Origin of the sequence: Aeromonas eucrenophila, from assembly GCF_000819865.1 — a bacterium.
In the GTDB taxonomy this organism is placed as follows: Bacteria; Pseudomonadota; Gammaproteobacteria; order Enterobacterales; family Aeromonadaceae; genus Aeromonas; species Aeromonas eucrenophila.
This window is the reverse complement of record NZ_CDDF01000005.1, coordinates 484,123-502,229: the sequence shown is the minus strand read 5'-3', so window position 1 is coordinate 502,229 and position 18,107 is coordinate 484,123. Positions and strand designations below refer to the sequence as shown.

Here is an 18,107-nt window from a genome sequence, read left to right as displayed (position 1 = left end):
TTACTATAACCCCTGGTAAGCCACATGAGTTTGATGAGCAGCGATACTCCAAACGGTTTTATTTATGAAATCTTCATATAATTCATTATCTGTCTTTGTATTAATGGCACTTTTGAGTGCGCTACTAATAGAGGGTATATCATTCGGATCACAATAAAATGGAATGTCATTAAAAACACCCCTTACATATCCAACATTGGATACCACAACACTTTTTTTAAAGTGGATGGCCTCCATTGTAGATAGACCACAAGTCTCAAAATGGCTGACTAGAGCATGCACACTACATGATTCATAGTAAGGCACCAGCTCCTCTTGAGACAAAGGCCCTATATATATTCTTCTATCATCCAGATGCTTAAAAAGTTCATTGTAATATTTCTTTTGACTATAACTCAGAGAGCCAACCAATATTAAATTTAGATCTGCCATTTTGCATGCTTTAACTAAGGCGACTTGATTTTTAAGCTCTTCAATTCGAGCTACGCAAAGCACAAAATTTTTATAAGGAATACGATCATAAGTATTATACTTGGTTAAATCACAGCCATTTGTAACAACCGAAACTTTACTTTCTGGTATATTAAAATCAGACTTTATCTTTTCAGCCTCCACATACGAATTAGGCAGAAATAAATCTATGTCTGTCAAATACTCATCATATATGAAATTTGATGGCTTTAATAAAAAGTTAATTATATTACCAAATTTAAACTTCCTCAATCTGACTAACTCTTTAAAGTACTCTAATTTTCGATATCCAAAAACAAGCATAATCAACTTAACAAAAAATGACTTTCTAATGTCAAGCTCATAACGCTCATAATTTACATATATTGTTGACATTACTAATTTAATTTTTCTTTCTGATTTTACTTTTCTTATTTTTTTTACAACCTCTGAAATATTATACTGCAGGTTTATTCCTGAAAAATGAACAATATCTGGTTGGAAAGTTTCGACATAAGAAAGATCATTGGTTACGAATACATCATACCCAAGGTTTTCTAATTCCAAGGCGGTTTTATTCAATTGAACAACATCACCACCAGAGATAAAACTTGAAGAGCCTCTTGTTAAAAATAGAACTTTAGCCTTAGCTGTCATAATCAACTCTATTATTAATCATTAAAAATAATTAGGGATTGTTTTTATTACTGGCATTACTGGCATTATTGGCATTATTGGCATTATTGGCATTATTGGCATTATTGGCATTATTGGCATTATTGGCATTAATCGTACATAACAAATATATATAGATAGAGGAAATACTTGTAATTGCTATCGGGGGAAAATCAGAAAGTCCATAGAAACCAGAATCAACAGGGAAATGCCCTGTTGCATATGCTGAAAAAAATTTGTTTGCTCCTATAATGGGAATAAACTGTATCAACAACAGATATTTCATGAGAGAGTCCTGAGTTGCACGATAAATTAAAACCACTAACAGTATATACGATAGAAAAAAGACTCCCCCCATACTAATGGCGACTTCAATAACAGGGAAAATAAAATTCCTCATATTTCCAATATAAATATCCCCCGCTAAAAAAGAGTTTGCGCCTGTTAATAATCCAATGCCAAAAAATAAATTATTAGTTAAAGTCTCAAGCCCTAATATTGTTGAATTGAGATGATCAAATGTAGTGCTATCAATACCACTAATAGAAAAACCGAGAACATCAATCCCTTTGCCATCGCTGACAAAACTTCTAGAAACAACTATTCTATATAAATAAAACACAAGCAAAGGGACTATAGAGGAAAAGTATAAAAAAACTCTTCTCATAGAATTTTTTTTGATAATTAAAAACACAATGAATGATAGAACGACTAGAGAATTTGCTCGATTATGATAAATAAATGGCATCATAATAACAAGCATTGCACTCGCAACAAGGATTCTTGTATAGTATTTACTGTAAAAGCACTTTATTTCATTAATATTCCATATTATATAGAAAGCTATCGGCATTAGAAAAACTTCCATTGCCCCCATTTCAAGAAGCCCACCATTTGCTATGCTTATATTTTGTGTTAACCATGTCTGCTCAACCGATGAACGATATACAACTGATGGGCCTATATATATATTTTGCAATACGAATATAAACACAGACACTAAAAGCATAGTAAATAATGAATGTCTGATATCAACAACATTCAAATTAATTCTAGATAGAATAATGAAATATATAAGGGGATAAAAATATACTATAAGGAAACCATTCGTATTTTCTGGCTTATTGTGAAAAACAGCCTGCAATACACCTATTGCAAGCAAGAATAAAATAGTGTAAACAATCCCCCTACGTAATTTTCTTCTAGAAAAGTCTTCCAATAAACTGACAGCACCAATATAAAATAATGTAAAAAATAAATACATGTCAAAAAAAGAGAATGTATACGTATACGTTTTTAACTCCAAAAATTCTCGATTAAAACATAATATAGGAAAGAGTGTTATTGGTGACAAAGATATTTTCTTTATATCATGTGCATGTAGAGCAACATAAATAAAAACAAAAGATATAAGAGCAGCCTTTGATATTGAGTTGGGTGTCGGTAATAGACCGATGCTAAATGTCACCAAGCCATGAACAACCACATCCGAAAATAACAACACCATCACCATCAGGTTAATTAGCAAGTACATTACTATCAATCCATTTTGTTAATCTAGTCCTGTGATAGCTCAAGTTGTACGAATTAGCGATATCGAGCGAGGTCAACCTATTCATCATTGTGGCTGGCTGGCTGAAATCTTTTTCATAAAATAAATATTCATCAATACCAAAACCACAGAATGATGATACGAACCCTTTTATCTTATCATCCCAATAAAAGCATAATGCTGGCTTCCCTAACGCAACGGATATAATGAATGAATGCATTCTTGTTGCAATAAAATAAGAGCAGCTATTGATTTTATTAATTAACTCTGTAATGTTATGGGATTCATCTACAAGAGAGCTATCTATTTCTTTAGCAACAATAGCATCTATAGATGTTGTCGGTATTAAAATTACACCATATGAAGTGTTTTTTTGAATGTAATAACAGCATTCTTTTATAGCATTTTTATAAAATTTAAATTTCATTTCATCACTTACAGGGAAATACCTAGCATCATAATATGGCAAAGTCGACAGTCCAACGACATTATTCATATCATTATGTGGCTCCCAAGGAAACAGTACGGCCAAGTCTATTGAAAATGATATTTTTTTACTTTCTCCAAGTATTTTAACCGCTCGATGGAAACTATAGACATCTCTCACCATGATCGAATCGGCACATTTAAACCCGTATTTAATCACCATTTCTGTTAAACTAAAATTGAATTTAGATGCAATGCCGACCCCAAGAAATAGGATTTTTTTACTAAAAACCCTGGACATGAATATATGAAAGAGAAGGTTTAATGAAAACAAAATACTATATTTTGTATCCATTATAATCTGCCCACCACCGATAACTACTACATCAGCTAATTTATATTTTTCCCTAGCGATCTTGAAATAAAAAATCACACGCGAAAGAAAATAAATAATCTGTAAGAAAACATAAAAAGATCTATTCTTTTTGAAGATTTCTTTCACTTTCATTAAAAATGAAAAAACATTATCCTTATCCTTATCCTTATCCTTATCCTTATCCTTATCCTTATCCTTATCCTTATCCTTTAAATTATCTTTCGTAGAAAAAACATCTTTTCTATTTAAATCATAGTATTGTAATCTATAGTTGATGGAATCGACCTGACAATTGTTGCGTTTTAAATACTCTTTGATAGACTCATAAATTAATATATCACCTAAATTATCTTCTTTATTTGCTGATACAATCAACACTCTCATTTGAAAACCCCATAATTGTTAACTATTAACTTGTAAAGTGCTATTATTGTACGCGATAAGTATATTGATAGCCGCTCAAATAAAGACAAGTCATAGCTAAGGGCAATCGTTTGGCAATGTTTAAAATAATTTTTTAGTTCAGATTTAATTTTTTTATCTCTAAAAGTTAAACTTATATTTTGCGTATGTACTCTATACAATGCGGTATCTGTTTTTGAAAATAAAAATTTTCCTTTATGTGCTAACTTAATCCAAAGTAACCATTCCCCGTAATTCTTAAATCGCTCGTCCCACCCCCCTACTTCTAAAAAAAATCTACGTTTAAATAACAAACCACAGCTAGGCACGAAATTACTTAGAGATATATTTTTTAAAAATTTAGAGTTTTTTGATGCAAGTTTTCTATCACTATATATTTTCTGACCTATCCGTTTACCATTGGCATCAATAACGGCTGCATTACAATAAGCTAAACTGACACCATCAAGCTTATCAGCTAACATCATATTTGATACATGCTCGGGTAGGATTATATCATCATGGCCTAATATCAGAACATAATCACCAGAACAAATCCTAACTGCTTTATTAATTGTTCTAGATAAACCAATATTAGTTTCATTCTTCAAAAAGAATAAATCAATATCATCCCTTAAACATGTATGAACACACGATTCAATGATCTTTACGCTATTATCACTCGAACAATCATCTACTATTAGCACTTCTATATTTCTGTAGGATTGCCTTAAGCAGCTATTTATTGTATCTGATATAAATCGTTCACCATTATATACAGGAACGATAATGGAAACCTTTTGTTGCGACACGATTAATTAAGCACCTTTTTATAAAAAATAAAAAACATCGATAAAAAATGAATAAAGCTGTTGATAGCAAATGCGTATGTAGTGCCAATCAGGCCGAACTCTTTGGTAAAAATAACAATAAAAAGACAAAGAGAAAAAGCAAAAATCAACTCTGTCATTACAGTATATTTCACCATGGCTTTTGATACCAAAACATATCCAAACAGCCATCCAACAACTTTTATTCCTGTACCAATCAGCTGCCACAAGAAGAGATCAGACATCGGCATAAATGCCTTACTGTACAGGGTACAGATAATATAATCTCTACTTATATACATAATTAATAGAGAAATTAACGCACATGGGACAATAACTTTAATACTTGATATTATTTCAGATAAAATCGCTCGCCTTCCCTTTGCCTCGGAGAGCTTAGGTAATAAATATGTGCTAAATGTCGTAACAAACATACTTAATACTACTTGAGATAATTGCCAGATGCCCTGCCAGTAACCTGCAGATGATGGTGTAAAACTATCATTTAAATGTTCTCTTATAAAAACCATTGACAAATTAGATGATAAAACTGCAGTGAAGGTAATTGTAGAAAAAGATAACAAAGTATAGATATGTTTCTTATCAATTTTAAACTCTTTTAAAAATCCGTCTAAATATCCCTTTTTCTTTATATAAAAAAAACTAATAAAAAATACGAGGGATTGATTGGTTACGTATGATAATAACGCTCCATCAAAACCCCATAGCAAACTAAATGCACAGACAATAAATAGCGATAAAACACTGACCATTATTGACAATAAAATAAATTCGTTTATTTTCTTCAGCCCATTTAAGACTGCGAGAAAAAATAAATTGAGAACAAAAAATGGCAAACTGATAGAAAAGACAATAAAAATATATGCATAATCATTAGAGTTAAGAATGATCTCAGATATTCTATTAGAAAAACAAAAAAGTAATGATGATAAACTTACGCTCAATATTAATGATATAGTTAAGGTTGTTCTCCAAAAACAAAATAGAGCCTCCTTATCATTATCTAAAGATGCCGTGTATTTAACAACAGCAGTATTTAAAGAACCACCAGCTGTTAACGTAAAAATATTAATGAAATTCTGAAGCTGGCCAACTGTAGCTAAACCAATCGGCCCCCCTGTAATAGCTATAACCTTAGTAATTAAAAATACAGTTCCTGTTTTTATCAGTGTAGATATTGCAGAAAGTATTGTGGTTTTAATTAATTTCATAAACACCCAATTATCTTCGCAGGATTGCCCCCAGCAACACTATTTACTGGAATTGATTTCACCACAACACTGCCATTTGCAATAATCGAATTGCAACCTATAGATACACCTTTGAGCACTGTGACATTATTACCAATAAAAACATTATTACCTATTTCAACATTGTCCTGCAGGACCGTAACAGTATTAAATCTATTGTTAGGATTTAAATCATGAAAATTGGAATTTAAAACTTGAAAGTTACTACCTATTAGACAGCTTTTTCCTATTAATATATTTTTACAATCTGAAATTATTTTCAGATCATTATTTATAATTGTACCTTCACCAATTCTTATACTACTCTCAGTGTGTCTTGATTCTATATAACTATAGTTACTATAAAAACCTGGAGAATTCTCAACACCTAAAATAACACTATGATGAATGTCAATAATTCCTTTACCCAAGATGAGTAATGGTTGATTTACAACTGATTTTGTTTTGTGTTCTGATAACATAGAATAGAAATATATTCTATATTTTTGATAAGACCTTCCAATTATTTTTCTGAGAACATTATTAATTATTTCTAAGCGCATTCCTCCCCCCCCCCAAAAAAAAATATAATCACACAAACTAAACTTATAATATAAACACACACTTATTATTGGAATAAAAAATTTATCGTTAAAGTAGGTTCCTTTTTCATAACTCGGTATTCATACTGAGTTGAACGTAGACAATAGTACATTTGCTGCTGATCATTTGGTGGCTGTGCTAGTTTCTGAACTCGTTGTCAGCTATCATCAAATCTAGTACTTGCTAGTTGGTGAGGCATCGGCGAGATAGATAGCGCTAAATAAGCTAGCTAAAATAAGAAGATTCGATTTCTTTATAAGTATAAATCTAGTTTGGTACATTGCGAGAACGTAAACAGCCATATCTTTTAAGAAATCACAAGTTTACTCCAACTTTTCTTATCACCAAAATGATAAAATTACTATCAAATATAAATACATCCTTACCACATTGCTTTCCCGTAAGTGAACAGATATTTATAAACCTACGAATACATATTCAATTTATCTATTACAAAGCTAACTTGTTCATAATTCATGACGGGACTAATTGGAATGCTAATCACTTGCTGATGTATTTCCTCTGTTAATGGTAAACTGTTTTCATTTAAATGAATATATGCTTTTTGTTTATGCGGTGGTATAGGGTAATGAATTATCGTCTGTATATGTAACTCTGTTAGATAGCTTTGTAATTTATCACGTTCCTTACATTGAATTACAAAAATATGAAAAACGTGATGCTCATCTTTCTCCCATGTTGGTAATTTAATTAATGGATTCACTATCTCATTAATATATCTTTTGGCGATCTCTTTCCGTATTAATGTCTCTTCATCCAAATATCTTAATTTTACTCTAAGCATTGCAGCTTGAATTTCATCTAACCTAGAATTAATACCTTGATAAATATTATGATATTTTATTTCAGATCCATAATTTCGAAGTGCTTTTAGTACTTTAGCTAGCGTATCATCATTTGTAGTTATCGCTCCAGCATCACCTAATGCACCTAAGTTTTTTCCTGGATAAAAACTAAATCCAGCAGCATCTCCCCAACAGCCGGCCCTTCGTCCATCAATACATGCACCATGCGCCTGCGCACAATCCTCTAAAATAAGAAGATCAAATTCTCGTGCTATTTTTAAAAGCTCAGGCATTGGAGAAATTAGACCATATAAATGTACAGGCAAAATAGCTTTTGTTTTACTACTAATAGCATTGCGCACATTATCTGGGCACAGGTTATATGTCTTTGGATTTGGTTCAACTAAAACAGGAGTTAGATCATTTTCAGTTATTGCAAGAATAGAGGCTATATAAGTATTAGCAGGAACAATAATCTCGTCGCCAGATTTAAGTTTACCGAGCTCTTTCCATGCTCTCAGCACCAAAGCTAGAGCATCTAGCCCATTCGCAACACCGATGGCATATTTGGTTCCACAATAAGAAGCGAATTCATTTTCAAATGTTTCAAGCTCACTTCCCATAATATACCAACCGGAGTCAATAACTTTGGCGCAAGCCTCTTTAAGTTCTTGTTGGTATTGATTATTAATAGCTTTTAGATCGAGAAAGTTAATCATTTTTATATCTCTATATAACGAGTTATTTTTGCTGGATTGCCAATAACCACTGCATAGTCAGGTACATCTTTAGTTACAACAGCTCCAGCACCAACCATGGCATATTTCCCGATCGTTATACCAGGTAATAATGTTGCATTTGCCCCAACAGATGCATTATTCTTTATTAGTATTTTTAGAAAAACATCTGGATAATTTTTGGAACGAGGGTTTTTGTCATTAGTAAACGTAACACAGGGGCCAATAAAAACATCATTTTCGATTGTAATTCCATTCCATATATATACTCCAGACTTTACAGTAACTCGATCACCAATAACAACATCATTTTCTATTAATGTATGTGCACATATATTACAATCCTGCCCTATAACTGCATTTTCAAATATAACACTGTACTGCCATACTCGAGTTCCTTCACCTATATTAATAGACTGAACATCACTTTGAGGGTGAATGAACATAACTTATTTTCCTGCTAGTTGTAAAAAATAATTGTAGTCTCTGATATAGTCGGTTTCGCAATATAAATCACTCGCTAGTACAAGTAAAACACAGTCCTCCGTGAAATCATACATTTCATGCCACTGCATTGTATCAATTAATAATCCTTTGGATGGTGAGTTCAGCACAATACTTTCTTTACTCTCTCCATCATCCATAACAAAACGACATGATCCAGTTACACATATAGCCACTTGCTTCAATGTTTTATGAGCGTGAAATCCTCTAGCTACGCCAAATTTAGTATCGAACAAATAGTAAGCACGTTTTATTTCGAATGGTACATTACGATTTCCTTCTATAGCGACTAGATGTCCTCTATCATCGCCACATGTATTGAAATCCATCAGATTAATCAGCATTATTACTCCTTAAAACACATCTGCTTCACTTAACTTAATTGCCAATCTATCTTTATTAGATAACAGTATTTTATCGCATGGCCAGTCTATATTTAATTCCATATCACAGAATGATATAGCGCGCTCACTACTTACATTATAATAATCCGTTGTCTTATACAAAAACTCGGCACTTTCACTCAATGTCAGAAAGCCGTGTGCAAATCCTTCTGGAATCCACAATTGACGTTTGTTCTCAGCTGACAGGTTAACCCCCACCCATTGACCAAAGCTGGGTGATTTCTTACGGATATCAACGACTACATCAAATACTTCACCCACAATACAACGTACCAGCTTGCCTTGAGCATGGGGGGGTAATTGATAATGCAGGCCGCGTAACACGCCTTTAGATGACTTGGAATGGTTATCTTGCACAAATGTCACTTGATGACCAATCGCCGCTTCAAATTGCTGGTGGTTAAAGCTTTCAAAGAAAAATCCACGTTCATCACCAAATATCTTTGGTTCAAAAATGAGCACATCGGGTATCGAAGTCTTAATTACATTCATTTCTCATATCCAAATCGAATTTATTTAATGTGAGGGGTACTAATCTCCCCCTCATTATCAAGTCAGGCTTTGGCAACCATTTTTAACAAATATTGGCCATACGCATTTTTTGCTAACGGTGCGGCTAGTTGGCGGACTTGGTCTACATCAATAAATTTTTGACGATAAGCGATTTCTTCCGGGCAAGCTACTTTCAACCCCTGGCGGGTTTCGATGGTCTGAATGAAGTTGCTCGCCTCAATCAGGCTCTCGTGGGTGCCGGTATCCAGCCAAGCATATCCGCGACCCATCATGGCCACCGACAGATTGCCTTGCTCAAGGTAGATGCGGTTGACGTCGGTGATCTCCAGCTCCCCACGCGGGGATGGCTTCAGACTCTTGGCAATCTCGACCACACTGTTGTCATAAAAGTAGAGCCCCGTTACCGCATAGTTGCTCTTGGGCTCCAGTGGTTTCTCTTCCAATGAAATCGCCGTCCCTTTGCCATCAAACTCCACCACACCGTAGCGCTCGGGATCATGCACGTGATAGGCAAACACGGTGGCACCACTGGATTTAGCCGCCGCTCCTTCCAGCTGTTTCTGCAAGTCGTGGCCGTAGAAGATGTTGTCACCCAGCACCAGCGCGCAGTCATCACTACCAATAAACTCTTCGCCCAGAATAAAGGCCTGTGCCAATCCATCCGGGCTCGGCTGTACCTTGTATTGCAGGTTCAGTCCCCATTGGCTGCCATCTCCCAGCAGTTGCTCGAAACGGGGGGTGTCTTGTGGTGTGCTGATGATGAGGATGTCGCGGATCCCCGCCAGCATCAGGGTGCTCAGCGGGTAATAGATCATCGGCTTATCATAAATAGGCAGTAACTGCTTGCTGACGGCCATGGTCACAGGATAGAGACGGGTGCCAGACCCACCGGCCAGAATAATACCTTTACGTTTAGTCATCGTACTTGATTTCTTATATTTGAATTATGTAAGTCATCAAAAAGAGTGAACTTAACACCACTCCTTTTGCGTTTATCCCTGTCGGCGAGAGGCATAACATCCCCGCACCGCTTGTCATTTTATTATTTGCCGAGGATCTCGGTCAGCATGCGCTCCACACCCACTGTCCAGTCCGGCAGTACCAGCTCGAAGGTGCGCTGGAATTTGCTGGTATCGAGCCGTGAGTTATGAGGGCGCCTGGCGGGGGTCGGAAACGCGCTGGTCGATACGGCATTGACTTGAGTCACGGCCAATTCAACACCGGCGTCTTTCGCTGTGGCAAAGACCAGCTTGGCATAGTCAAACCAGGTGGTGGTACCGGAGGCGATCAGGTGATAAAGGCCCGCTACCTCCGGTTTATCCTGTGCAATACGGATCGCGTGAGCGGTGCAGTCGGCCAGTAACTCGGCCCCCGTCGGCGCACCAAACTGGTCATTGATGACCGACATCTCGCTGCGCTCCTTGCCAAAACGCAGCATGGTCTTGGCAAAGTTGGCACCACGGGCGGCATACACCCAGCTGGTCCGGAAGATAAGGTGGCGGGAACACAGCGTAGCGGCCTGCTCGCCTGCCAGCTTGGTCTCCCCATAGACGTTCAGCGGCGCCGTCGGGTCTGTTTCAACCCAAGGCCGCTCGCCACTGCCATCGAACACATAATCGGTGGAGTAGTGTACCAGCCAGGCACCGAGTGTTTCGGCCTCTTTTGCAATCGCGGCCACACTGGTGGCATTGAGTAGCTCGGCAAACTCGCGCTCACTCTCGGCCTTGTCAACGGCGGTGTGGGCCGCGGCATTGACAATCACATCCGGCTTGAGCAGGCGGACCGTCTCGGCCACCCCGGCAGGGTTGCTGAAATCACCGCAATAGTCAGTGGAATCGAAATCCACTGCGGTAATGCGGCCCAGCGGGGCCAATGCGCGCTGCAGCTCCCAGCCAACCTGACCATTCTTACCAAACAACAAAATATGCATCAGGCACGCTCCCCGTAATTCTGCGCAATCCAGGATTGATAGGCCCCACTCTTGACGTTGTTGACCCACTGCGTGTTTTCCAGATACCACAGCACCGTCTTGCGAATGCCTGACTCGAAGGTCTCTTGCGGCTGCCAGCTCAGTTCGCGGCTCATTTTGCTGGCATCGATGGCATAACGGCGATCGTGGCCGGGGCGATCGGTCACATAAGTGAGTTGATCGCGGTAGGAGCTTGCCTTGGGTACCAGCTCATCGAGCAGATCGCAAATGGTGTGCACCACCTCCAGGTTCTGCTTCTCATTGTGGCCACCGATGTTATAGGTCTCACCGACCATACCAGTGGTCACTACTGTGTAGAGTGCGCGGGCATGGTCTTCCACATAGAGCCAGTCACGGATCTGGTCACCCTTGCCGTAAATGGGCAGGGGCTTGCCATCAAGGGCATTCAAGATCACCAGCGGGATCAGCTTCTCGGGGAAGTGATAGGGGCCGTAGTTGTTGGAGCAGTTGGTGACCACTGTCGGCAAACCGTAAGTCCGGCGCCAGGCTCGCACCAGGTGATCACTCGATGCCTTGGAAGCAGAGTAAGGGCTGCTGGGTGCGTACGGCGTGGCCTCGGTAAAGAGGGGCAGAGCCTCACCCGCATTCACCTCATCCGGGTGAGGCAGGTCGCCATATACCTCGTCGGTGGAGATATGGTGGAAACGAAAAGCACTCTTGCGCGTGTCATCTAGACCGTTCCAATAGGCCCGGGCCGCTTCGAGCAGCACGTAAGTGCCGACGATATTGGTTTCGATGAAATCTGAGGGCCCAGTAATGGAGCGATCGACGTGACTCTCGGCTGCCAGATGCATCACGGCATCCGGTTGATGCGTTGCAAACACGCGGTCTAGCTCGACGCGATTGCAGATATCCACCTGCTCGAAGGCATAGCGCTCGCTGCTCGATACTTCTGCCAAGGACTCCAAGTTGCCCGCATAGGTCAGCTTGTCGAGATTGATGACGGAGTCTTGGGTATCACGGATGATATGGCGAACAACGGAAGAGCCGATAAAGCCCGCACCACCAGTCACAAGGATTTTCATATAGATAGGTACTCTAGCAAATGAAGATAATTGAATAAGGGAGATAATCAGATAACCCCGAACATGGCAAAAATGCAGGCTACCGCCCCTGAGTTACAGCCCCCAATATGCTGCTTTTAACCTGATTGTGCGCGCTGTTGGTCATCATATCCTCCAGCTTCTTGTATTGATTGATGCGTAACAATAACGTCAAATCACGTTGCACATCTGGGCATTCCAAGAGCATGCATTGTTCACATCTTGGGCATTTAAAGCCCTATACCCGATTCGCGCCCGATTCTATCTCGCTTCCCCCGAGAATGAACAGTCAAAACATGGAAAAAAAACCACCTCAAACGAGCCCCTTAAAGGACTCATCATATGAGGTACTCCTCAACCATTTTTGGGTAAAGTTAGCTGAGTATAAAGAAAACCTTTCCCTTTTATATGGTTATAGATAAGGATTTTATGTGTTCAGAATGTTTTCTGAACACATGGTGGCTTGTCATCATGAGCCTCTAAACAGGTGTTCAACCTTTCGGTGCGATCATATTAGTCGTAATCGCCCTCCGAAGAGGACGGAGCAGAGGCCTACGGCACCAGATTAGCCCCTAGAGCATCCGTCAAATGGACACGCATTGGCCGTACACACTTGCTCAAGGAAACCCTCAGGAAATAAGGAATATGCGATTCAGTCTCGATACAGGGGGCTCTGTGTAGGATCCACATTGACTCTCCTCCCCATACACCCTCTAATTGACAGCCTGGACCCTCATCATCATGCATCTTATGAAAATTCTTTTGGTCGAAGACGACAAGCTGCTCAATCATCATCTCACCACGCTGTTGACCGAGGCCCAGAATCAGGTCCACAGCACGGACAGTGCTTTGGTCGCACTGCACTATGCTCGCGACTATCCCATCGACGTGGCCATCATCGATCTCGGCCTGCCGGACATGGACGGCCTGCAGCTCATCAGCCAGCTGAGAGAGCAGCAGATCCCCTTCCCCATCATAGTGCTGACCGCACGTGGCAACTGGCAGGACAAGGTAGAAGGCCTGGAGGCCGGTGCCGATGATTACCTGGTCAAACCCTTCCAGAAAGACGAGCTGCTTGCTCGCCTCAATGCCCTGGTGCGTCGCAGTGCCGGCTTTATTTCACCCAAAGTAAAAGCGGGTGACTACGAGCTCGATCTGTCCCGCAAAGAGCTCACCATCGCGGGCGAAGTCACTGTGCTCACCAGCTTCGAATACCTCATCCTGGAGTACCTGATGCGCAATGCCCGTCAAGTGGTCTCCAAACAGCAACTACTGGACCAGCTCTACGGCGATGGCGAAGGGGATCCGAATACTATCGAAGTCATGGTGAGCCGGCTGCGCAAAAAACTGGACCCGGAAGGATTGGTATCACCCATCTCTACCATTCGTCGCCAGGGTTATATCTTCAATCTCTCGTGCAGCTGATCCTGCCGCAGTGACCACCATGAAGAGTCCTATGCACCTGATCCGCAACTCTCTCCATCTCAAGCTGATGCTGAGTGCCATGCTGGTCATCGCCATCATCATGGCCTTCTCCGTCTATATCCTCTACCTGGGTCACACCGAGGAGCAGGCCCAGAAGGCCAGTACCCGCATGCAGGAGAACCTCTCCAAGCTGTTCTCCTCCAAGCAGCCGGATCCCCACGCCATCACCGATCTCAGCAACATCACACCGGATGCCATCGATCCCAATCTCGATACCCTGATCTGCCGGGCAGATGGCGAACTGAGCTGGTCCAGCCTGCATATGCCGGAAGTGATCACCATCAAGGAGACCATCTGTCGGGATCTGATGAAGTACCTCGGTGGCCTGGATCAGGACTACTTCTTCAAGTTGCATACCATCAAGAACGGTGAGAGCTATTTCATCTACAGCCTGCGTTTCTTGCGCAATCACGGCGATGGCCCCACCACTTATTACGTGGTGATGGTTGACTCGGCCAAGCGCTACCAGCTACAGACCCGGGAATATCTCTACCAGTGCATTCGCCAAGCGCTGCTTTCTTACTGCCTGCTTGGCGCCCTGCTGCTGCTGACCAGCTTCTGGAGCCTCTCCTCGTTGCGTACCATGGCGCGACAGATAGACGACATCCGGGCTGGCAAACGCGAGGCACTCTCCAGCGACTACGAGCGGGAACTGACGCCATTGACCGAATCGGTCAACCAGTTGCTGGAGAACGAGCGCCAGCAAACTCAGCGCTACCAGCATGCACTGAACGATCTGGCCCACAGTCTGAAAACTCGGCTGGCTCTCATCCAGATCACGGCGCAGGAGCTCAAGCTCGGCCATGACATCCATGACAACATCAATGAACAGATCACCACCATGGATCAGATCATCCAGTACCAGCTACGCCGTGCCGTCACCGGCCGCAAACGCCTCGCCAGCAAGGGTACCGAGCCGGTTCCGCTCATCGAGAAACTGCTGGCGAGCCTCGCCAAGGTCTATCGCCACAAGAAGCTACAGACAGGTTTCCAGTTCGATGACGATGTCTTCTTCCATGGCGAGCAGGGTGACCTGATGGAGCTGATGGGTAACCTGCTCGATAACGCCTGCAAGTTTGCCATCAGCGAAATCCAGGTGCGTGTGCATCGTCAGGGCAGCGGTCTGCTCATCGTGGTGGAAGACGACGGCCCCGGCATCGCGCCCGGCAAGTCAGAACAGATCTTCCAGCGCGGAGTCCGGGCTGACAGCTCCCCCGGTCAGGGCATAGGCCTCGCGGTGGTGACCGAGATAGTGCACAGCTATGGCGGTGACATTCGGGTGGATGAATCTCCACTCGGCGGAGCCAGATTCCAGATGACCCTCCCCTGAACCATGAGTACCCGCCTAGCCAGCCTGGGCGGGCACCATTGAGTTACCGCGGAATATACCTCTGAGAGCATGCCGCTCCGACAAGCCTTCCCTAGCCCCACCCGTCTCTTTCTACCCTCACCACCACCCCAAGGTAACAGGACCTGCCGCATCCGTTCGTAGTCAGCACCTATTTATCCCTTCATCAGACACTCTCTGCGTTGTTTATTGGCACAGGGACTGTACTCGTGGGCAGATTTGTAAGATCGCGGCTGGGGATCATCGACGGCTGAATGGCAACGCTTGAGGGAGCAACCTCTTCCTGCATTAACGAGGAATATTGAGATAGGAAACGAGGCATGGAGGAGAGCCGCCTGGCAAAAGGAGATAAAAAAACCGGCCGCGAGGGCCGGTGAAACAGTTCAGGCTTGTCAGGTGACAATCGCACCCAGCGGATGAAGACCGGTTCCAATTCCTTATGAAGCCCTGTCCTCTTGAGTACGTGAGTTCACTTTACGCCATGCTCACTGAATCGGGACTGAACCAGGCTGAAATCGTTTTCCCTGCCTGATGTCAGAGTCGGATCCCGAGGGATTGACGCAGATAAGCACCGGCACCGAGCAGGCCAGGCCCCTCGTGAGTGATGAGGAATACAGGGATATCTTTCAAATAGGGTTTGAAGCGCCCCTTGTCCTCGAAGGCGACCCGGAAGCCCGAGCCGAGGAAGAACTCCTGGAAACGCGGCACTATGCCACCGGCGATATAAACGCCACCAAAGGTACCCATGTTGAGCGCCAGATTGCCGGCAAAACGTCCCATCAGCACGCAGAACAGGCTCAGGGTACGACGGCAGTCGAGGCAGGATCCCGCCAGCGCTCGCTCGGTGATGTCTTTGGGGGCAAAGGTCTCGGGTTCACGGCCATCGGATTTCACCAGACCACGGTAGATGTTGACCAGACCCGGGCCCGAGAGCAGCCGTTCCGCCGAGACATGGCCCAACTCGGCGCGCATCACCTGCAGCACCGCATCCTCTTCCTCGCTGTTGGCGGCGAAATCCACGTGGCCACCCTCGCCCGGCAGGCTCAGCCACAGATCCCCGGCCTGTACCAGGTGAGCAACGCCGAGGCCGGTACCGGCCCCGTAGATGGCGATAGGTTTACCCGCCACCGGGGCTGTGCCACCCAGCTGGATGCGATCACCCTCACCCAGCACGGGTACCGCCATGGAGACGGCGGTGAAATCGTTGATGACTTGCAGCCGGGTCAGGCCCAGATTGGCCTGCATCTCGCGGATGGAGAACTCCCAGCTGTGATTGGTCATGGCGACCCAGTCGCCGTTGATCGGGCAGGCGATGGCGATGCAGGCCTCGCTTACCTCGGTGTTGTGCTCCTCTAAATAGAGGCGCACCACGGCTTCCAGGCTGGGATGGGCCAGGCCGGAATAGGTCTTTGCCTGGGAAATGGTGCCGCTTGCCAACTCACAGAGGGCCAGCCGAGCATTGGTGCCGCCGACGTCGCCGACCAGCGCATGGGTATGCTGCATAACAAACTCCTTCGTTACCGACTCGGGGCGGCCCTTACCGTCCCGACATTATTATTTGGCAAAGATTCTACCCGAGCCCAGGACCCGGCCGCGCGTTTGATGGATGCAACTGTGCGCCCGCTCACAGTGTTGTTGCTTTGCAACATTTGTAAGCGTTTTCAGAGGGCGAATGGAAGTTTGTAACCAAAAATACGAAATAATTAGACATGAGTCATACTTTATGGGGCCGAGATTAGTTCCGATAAGCGCTTGTCTTGTATAGTCATCAAGTTGATTGGAAACCTGCTTGAGCTGTGAACTTAGTGCACAGACACTGAAGTTAAATTACAAAAATGCCTGGTGGTAATGATGAATACCCTCGATAAAATTACGAACAATTTGGAAAGTTTCAGTAAATCAGAGCGTAAAGTGGCTGAAGTGATCTTGGCGTCGCCCCAGACCGCTATTCACTCCAGTATTGCCACCCTCGCCAAGATGGCCGACGTCAGCGAACCGACCGTCAATCGCTTCTGCCGCCGCCTCGATACCAAGGGCTTCCCCGACTTCAAACTGCACCTGGCCCAGAGCCTGGCCAACGGCACGCCCTATGTGAATCGCCACGTGGAAGCCGAAGACGGTCCCGACACCTACACCGCCAAGATCTTCGAATCCACCATGGCCTGTCTGGATGCCGCCAAGAACAGCTTGGACATCTCCGCCATTAATCGCTGCGTCGACATCCTGACCCAGTCCAAGAAGATCAGCTTCTTCGGCCTCGGCGCCTCCTCGGCCGTGGCCCGCGATGCCCAGAACAAATTCTTCCGCTTCAACATTCCGGTGGTGAGCTTCGACGACATCGTCATGATGCGCATGAGCTGCATCAACAGCAGCGAAGGGGACGTGGTGGTGCTGATCTCCCACACCGGTCGCACCAAGGCGCTGGTCGAGATCGCCGCACTGGCCCGTGAAAACGATGCCACCGTGATCGGCATGACAGCCAAGGATTCCCCCCTGGCGCGCGAGTGCAACCTGGTGCTCTCCATGGATGTGCCGGAAGACACCGACGTCTATATGCCGATGGCCTCCCGCATCGCCCAGCTGGCCCTGGTAGATGTGTTGGCGACCGGTTTTACCCTGCGCCGTGGCATGAAATTTCGCGAAAACCTGAAGAAAGTCAAAGAAGGTTTGCGCGAATCCCGCTTCGATACCCCGCACAATTCCTGACCAGCCG

17 protein-coding genes are annotated in these 18,107 nt (G+C 43.4%); 3 read left to right on the top strand and 14 right to left on the bottom strand.

The genetic code is table 11. The features are described from left to right. Positions 1 to 3: 3 nt before the first annotated feature. The 13 genes from BN1124_RS20745 to rfbB form a co-directional block, all read right to left on the bottom strand. Positions 4 to 1,107 (bottom strand): glycosyltransferase family 4 protein, encoded by a 1,104-nt coding sequence (locus BN1124_RS20745; protein WP_082041462.1) that lies wholly within the window; start codon positions 1,105 to 1,107, stop codon positions 4 to 6. 31 nt (positions 1,108 to 1,138) lie between these two features. After that, entirely contained in the window at positions 1,139 to 2,659 is a 1,521-nt protein-coding gene (locus BN1124_RS21215; protein WP_156128095.1) for a hypothetical protein, read from the bottom strand. Continuing rightward, complete coding sequence (locus BN1124_RS21210) at positions 2,643 to 3,863, bottom strand: polysaccharide pyruvyl transferase family protein (protein ID WP_156128092.1); 1,221 nt, start codon at positions 3,861 to 3,863, stop codon at positions 2,643 to 2,645. The genes BN1124_RS21215 and BN1124_RS21210 overlap by 17 nt, the downstream gene beginning before the upstream one ends. After that, on the bottom strand, positions 3,860 to 4,693 hold the full coding sequence (locus BN1124_RS20730; RefSeq protein ID WP_197066170.1) for a glycosyltransferase: 834 nt from the start codon (positions 4,691 to 4,693) through the stop codon (positions 3,860 to 3,862). The genes BN1124_RS21210 and BN1124_RS20730 overlap by 4 nt, the downstream gene beginning before the upstream one ends. A 2-nt stretch (positions 4,694 to 4,695) precedes the next feature. Beyond that, entirely contained in the window at positions 4,696 to 5,943 is a 1,248-nt protein-coding gene (locus tag BN1124_RS20725; protein WP_082041457.1) for an O-antigen translocase, read from the bottom strand. Then, on the bottom strand, positions 5,940 to 6,524 hold the full coding sequence (locus BN1124_RS20720; protein ID WP_082041455.1) for an acyltransferase: 585 nt from the start codon (positions 6,522 to 6,524) through the stop codon (positions 5,940 to 5,942). The genes BN1124_RS20725 and BN1124_RS20720 overlap by 4 nt, the downstream gene beginning before the upstream one ends. A gap of 464 nt (positions 6,525 to 6,988) precedes the next feature. Then, the gene (locus tag BN1124_RS20715) at positions 6,989 to 8,089 is read right to left on the bottom strand and encodes a DegT/DnrJ/EryC1/StrS family aminotransferase (protein ID WP_082041453.1); all 1,101 of its coding nucleotides are present in this window, start codon (positions 8,087 to 8,089) and stop codon (positions 6,989 to 6,991) included. 2 nt (positions 8,090 to 8,091) lie between these two features. Further along, on the bottom strand, positions 8,092 to 8,553 hold the full coding sequence (locus BN1124_RS20710) for an acyltransferase (RefSeq protein WP_082041451.1): 462 nt from the start codon (positions 8,551 to 8,553) through the stop codon (positions 8,092 to 8,094). Between the two features lie 3 nt (positions 8,554 to 8,556). After that, positions 8,557 to 8,955, bottom strand: a complete 399-nt coding sequence (locus BN1124_RS20705; protein WP_082041450.1) for a sugar 3,4-ketoisomerase — start codon at positions 8,953 to 8,955, stop codon at positions 8,557 to 8,559. Between the two features lie 9 nt (positions 8,956 to 8,964). Further along, positions 8,965 to 9,507 (bottom strand): dTDP-4-dehydrorhamnose 3,5-epimerase, encoded by a 543-nt coding sequence (gene rfbC, locus BN1124_RS20700; protein ID WP_082041448.1) that lies wholly within the window; start codon positions 9,505 to 9,507, stop codon positions 8,965 to 8,967. Between the two features lie 62 nt (positions 9,508 to 9,569). Then, positions 9,570 to 10,448 (bottom strand): glucose-1-phosphate thymidylyltransferase RfbA, encoded by an 879-nt coding sequence (gene rfbA / locus BN1124_RS06230; RefSeq protein WP_042640125.1) that lies wholly within the window; start codon positions 10,446 to 10,448, stop codon positions 9,570 to 9,572. Positions 10,449 to 10,570: 122 nt separating this feature from the next. Further along, entirely contained in the window at positions 10,571 to 11,458 is an 888-nt protein-coding gene (rfbD, locus tag BN1124_RS06225) for a dTDP-4-dehydrorhamnose reductase (RefSeq protein WP_042640123.1), read from the bottom strand. Next, positions 11,458 to 12,543 (bottom strand): dTDP-glucose 4,6-dehydratase, encoded by a 1,086-nt coding sequence (rfbB, locus tag BN1124_RS06220; protein ID WP_042640122.1) that lies wholly within the window; start codon positions 12,541 to 12,543, stop codon positions 11,458 to 11,460. The genes rfbD and rfbB overlap by 1 nt, the downstream gene beginning before the upstream one ends. 768 nt (positions 12,544 to 13,311) lie before the next feature. Between rfbB and BN1124_RS06215 the strand changes: the two genes are divergently transcribed. Beyond that, positions 13,312 to 13,986, top strand: coding sequence for a response regulator transcription factor (locus BN1124_RS06215; RefSeq protein ID WP_033129908.1), 675 nt, complete (start codon positions 13,312 to 13,314; stop codon positions 13,984 to 13,986). Between the two features lie 19 nt (positions 13,987 to 14,005). Beyond that, on the top strand, positions 14,006 to 15,376 hold the full coding sequence (locus BN1124_RS06210) for an ATP-binding protein (RefSeq protein WP_042640120.1): 1,371 nt from the start codon (positions 14,006 to 14,008) through the stop codon (positions 15,374 to 15,376). A 552-nt stretch (positions 15,377 to 15,928) separates the two neighbouring features. On the opposite strand, the gene glk is transcribed toward BN1124_RS06210, so the two are convergent. Beyond that, entirely contained in the window at positions 15,929 to 16,897 is a 969-nt protein-coding gene (gene glk, locus BN1124_RS06205) for a glucokinase (protein WP_042640118.1), read from the bottom strand. Positions 16,898 to 17,245: 348 nt separating this feature from the next. Here glk and BN1124_RS06200 point away from each other — a divergent pair, with 348 nt between their 5' ends. Beyond that, a complete protein-coding gene (locus BN1124_RS06200) occupies positions 17,246 to 18,100 on the top strand; it encodes a MurR/RpiR family transcriptional regulator (protein WP_193354252.1) in 855 nt (284 codons plus the stop codon). Positions 18,101 to 18,107 lie beyond the last annotated feature (7 nt).

Excerpts from the sequence above, each read along its gene's own strand:
- BN1124_RS20745 (WP_082041462.1), bottom strand. The coding sequence starts at position 1,107 with ATGACAGCTAAGGCTAAAGTTCTATTTTTAACAAGAGGCTCTTCAAGT.
- BN1124_RS21215 (WP_156128095.1), bottom strand. The coding sequence starts at position 2,659 with ATGTACTTGCTAATTAACCTGATGGTGATGGTGTTGTTATTTTCGGAT.
- BN1124_RS21210 (WP_156128092.1), bottom strand. The coding sequence starts at position 3,863 with ATGAGAGTGTTGATTGTATCAGCAAATAAAGAAGATAATTTAGGTGAT.
- BN1124_RS20725 (WP_082041457.1), bottom strand. The coding sequence starts at position 5,943 with ATGAAATTAATTAAAACCACAATACTTTCTGCAATATCTACACTGATA.
- BN1124_RS20720 (WP_082041455.1), bottom strand. The coding sequence starts at position 6,524 with ATGCGCTTAGAAATAATTAATAATGTTCTCAGAAAAATAATTGGAAGG.
- BN1124_RS20715 (WP_082041453.1), bottom strand. The coding sequence starts at position 8,089 with ATGATTAACTTTCTCGATCTAAAAGCTATTAATAATCAATACCAACAA.
- BN1124_RS20710 (WP_082041451.1), bottom strand. The coding sequence starts at position 8,553 with ATGTTCATTCACCCTCAAAGTGATGTTCAGTCTATTAATATAGGTGAA.
- BN1124_RS20705 (WP_082041450.1), bottom strand. The coding sequence starts at position 8,955 with ATGCTGATTAATCTGATGGATTTCAATACATGTGGCGATGATAGAGGA.
- rfbC (WP_082041448.1), bottom strand. The coding sequence starts at position 9,507 with ATGAATGTAATTAAGACTTCGATACCCGATGTGCTCATTTTTGAACCA.
- rfbA (WP_042640125.1), bottom strand. The coding sequence starts at position 10,448 with ATGACTAAACGTAAAGGTATTATTCTGGCCGGTGGGTCTGGCACCCGT.
- rfbD (WP_042640123.1), bottom strand. The coding sequence starts at position 11,458 with ATGCATATTTTGTTGTTTGGTAAGAATGGTCAGGTTGGCTGGGAGCTG.
- rfbB (WP_042640122.1), bottom strand. The coding sequence starts at position 12,543 with ATGAAAATCCTTGTGACTGGTGGTGCGGGCTTTATCGGCTCTTCCGTT.
- BN1124_RS06215 (WP_033129908.1), top strand. The coding sequence starts at position 13,312 with ATGAAAATTCTTTTGGTCGAAGACGACAAGCTGCTCAATCATCATCTC.
- BN1124_RS06210 (WP_042640120.1), top strand. The coding sequence starts at position 14,006 with ATGAAGAGTCCTATGCACCTGATCCGCAACTCTCTCCATCTCAAGCTG.
- glk (WP_042640118.1), bottom strand. The coding sequence starts at position 16,897 with ATGCAGCATACCCATGCGCTGGTCGGCGACGTCGGCGGCACCAATGCT.
- BN1124_RS06200 (WP_193354252.1), top strand. The coding sequence starts at position 17,246 with ATGAATACCCTCGATAAAATTACGAACAATTTGGAAAGTTTCAGTAAA.